This window comes from Aquabacterium sp. UBA2148 (assembly GCF_002328915.1).
GTDB classification, from domain to species: Bacteria; Pseudomonadota; Gammaproteobacteria; order Burkholderiales; family Burkholderiaceae_C; genus Aquabacterium; species Aquabacterium parvum.
This window is the reverse complement of sequence record NZ_DCXA01000171.1, coordinates 1-2,684: the sequence shown is the minus strand read 5'-3', so window position 1 is coordinate 2,684 and position 2,684 is coordinate 1. Positions and strand designations below refer to the sequence as shown.

The window sequence follows — 2,684 nt, the reverse complement described above, 5'->3', positions numbered from 1 at the left end:
CCGGGCCCTGGAGAATGGCACGGCGGGGCTGAAGGTTCCAACCGGCGAGGTGCGCGACTTTCCCACCAACACCAGCGATGCCTTGATGAGTGGCGGCACCGACGCGATCGCGGGCGCCATCGAGCGATCGCTCAGGCGCCTGCGGGTGCGCACAGGGCGCGATCCCCTGCTGATCATGTCTGGCGGGGCTGTGTCGCGGCTGACGCACGTCGAGGAACTCCAGCCCATGGTGGTGGAGAACCTGATTTTCGAGGGCTTGTTGACGCTGGCCGCTGCGCGTTGACCGGACCCTGGTGCGGCGCACAGGGGTGCGCGGCTTCCGGGGAAGCTGGGTCAAACCATCTGGAGCTTGACGGTGGCGTGCTCGTTGATGCCCATGGCGCCAAAGAACAGCGCCACCAACCTGTGCGGGTTCAGGAAGCACACCTGACGTTGCTCCGCACGACGTGAGAGCACCCAGTTCAGCAGGTCGCCAGCGGCGATGAAGTCGACGCGCAGCAGGTGGCTGCAATCGACTTCCAGCGAAACGCTGCCCCCGAGCTGATCGTCCAGGCGCTGCAGGGTGGCACCGATGTCGCCCACCAGTTGGCCGGACAGGTTGAGTGCGGCCACCTGCACGTAGGAGATTTCCTGATGCAGTTGCGACTCGACGAAGCTCGTGGTGACATCGCTGACGTGCGACATGGGGGCAGTGGGTGCACTGACCGCATCTTGTTGTTCGCGCACGGTGCAGCGTGTGGGCTCCCAGGATGGAGGCGACAGCTCGTAGGTGACGCAGTAGTCGATCGCAACCTCATCGAACACCACTGGCTGGTTGACCATGCGAAGCAGGTCCAGGCGCAGCATCCAGTGGGCGGGGTCGGCGTCGCGGCTGCCGGTGGGGGTCAGGTCCTCCAGCAGGTTCAGCAGGTGCGGCCCCCCCACCCAGATCAATTCCATGGGCTCTTTGGCCCATTGCTGCAGCAACTGGCTGAGTTGATGCGCCGCTTCTGGGGTGACCTGGTTGACCCCTTGCCAATCGATGCGCCACGGGCGAGGCAACTGAAGCAGGGCCACGCGCAGCTGCGCAAGCGCTTCCGGGTCCACGACGGAGGGCGCGATCCAGCCCGGCTGGGGGGCGTCCCATTCGCGCCCTTCGGTGACAGGGCCGCTGCCTTCGTCGTCGGTCGATTCGAGCGTCTCGCTCAGGCTGGGGCGACCAGCCGAGGCATCCGTTGGCTCGGCGTGGGCCGATTCGGATTCGATCAAGTCGGCGACGCGCTGTGGCAGGGAGTACCACTGAGGGGCGGACACGCCGAATTGCTGCGCGTAAGACACAGCCAGGTTGTCGAATTTGTGGGGCAGGTCAAGGGCGCGGTAGAAATCGAACAGCACCAGCCAGGTGTCGGCGTGTTCGTGGCGGCTTGAGCCTGGGTGCACCAAATTGAGCAAGCACTGTTCGCACTGGTCGAAGTCGGCATTCGCGAAGGCAATGACGGCCTCGTCAAGCTCCGGGTCGTGGGCCATCTCGGTGACGTGAACGCCGATGCCGCCTGGCAGCGTGGCGCCGATGATGGGCAGGGCGGCTGCTTGAGGCGCGTACGCTGGTGTCTCCGCCCTGAGGGGTTCCATGACCGTCGGTGCATGTTCGACGAATGGCAGGGTGGGCGGGTTCAGCCGGTCAGGTGCGGTGATGGGCAGGTCAACCGATCCCCCGGGCACCGTGGGCAGGCCTGCAGCCTGTGACGGAGTCACGGGAGTGGGGCGGGCGCTGATGCCCACCATTTGCAGCTCGATCTCGTCGATCTTGGCCTTGACGGCGATGTCGGAGCGTGCGCCGCTTTGGGGGCGCGACTCCGGGTCGAGGTTGGAGGCGCCGCCGAGCGCCAGCGCGGCATCCGGGTTCAGCCCTTCCCGACGGATCTTGCGCAGCATGTCGAGCTCGCGCTTGCGCACGAAGTCGTTGCGTCGCTTGCGCTCGATCATCGCCTTGATCTCGGTCTTGGCGTAATCGCTTTCGCCGGCGTCAGAGGGGGGCGCGTCCAGGTCCGACCAATCCGTTGTCGGATTGGTGACGAAGCGCGCCACCTTGCGCAGGAAACTGCCGGATTCCTTGCTCATCTCGGTCCTGGTCGGATGTTCGGGGGCTCAGTCCCCGAACATCTTCTGCTTGAGTTCGCGACGCTGCTGGGCTTCCAGTGACAGGGTGGCGGTGGGGCGGGCCAGCAGACGGCCCAGGCCGATGGGCTCCCCGGTTTCGTCGCAGAAGCCGTATTCGCCATTGTCGATGCGAACCAGGGCTTGCGAGATCTTCTTGAGCAGCTTGCGCTCGCGGTCGCGGGTGCGCAACTCCAGGGCGTGCTCTTCCTCGATGGTGGCGCGGTCGGCCGGGTCGGGCACGATGGAGGTGTCCTCGCGCAGGTGTTCGGTCGTTTCGCCGGCGTTGGACAGCAGGTCTTCCTTCTGGCTTTCAAGGCGAGCGCGGAAGAAATCGAGCTGCTTGTCGCTCATGTACTCGGCGTCCGGCATGGCCATGAGTTCGGCTTCGCTCAGGTCGCGACCGGCCTTGGATTTCCAGGCGCTGGCGAGTTTGGTGTCGACCTTGGTGGTGGCTGCAGGCATGTCGTTTTGGGTGCTACTGGTTTTCTTGGCCGGCTGTTTGGCCGTGGCCACGGTACGGGACTTGACGTCTGCTTCGGCAGGGG

General features: G+C 65.4%; 2 protein-coding genes and 1 pseudogene. 1 reads left to right on the top strand and 2 read right to left on the bottom strand.

From position 1 onward, the window contains the following. Positions 1 to 283: pseudogene (locus B2W70_RS09555) on the top strand (type III pantothenate kinase); the annotation flags it as partial. 50 nt (positions 284 to 333) lie between these two features. Here B2W70_RS09555 and B2W70_RS09550 read toward each other — a convergent pair. Both B2W70_RS09550 and dksA read right to left on the bottom strand, forming a co-directional pair. Continuing rightward, a complete protein-coding gene (locus B2W70_RS09550; RefSeq protein ID WP_286745171.1) occupies positions 334 to 2,100 on the bottom strand; it encodes an STAS domain-containing protein in 1,767 nt (588 codons plus the stop codon). 27 nt (positions 2,101 to 2,127) lie between these two features. Further along, on the bottom strand, positions 2,128 to 2,684 hold a 557-nt coding region (dksA, locus tag B2W70_RS09545), incomplete at its 5' end, for an RNA polymerase-binding protein DksA (protein WP_286745169.1).

Bases quoted from the DNA above. Each gene is read 5' to 3' on its own strand.
- B2W70_RS09550 (WP_286745171.1), bottom strand. From the start codon at position 2,100: ATGAGCAAGGAATCCGGCAGTTTCCTGCGCAAGGTGGCGCGCTTCGTC.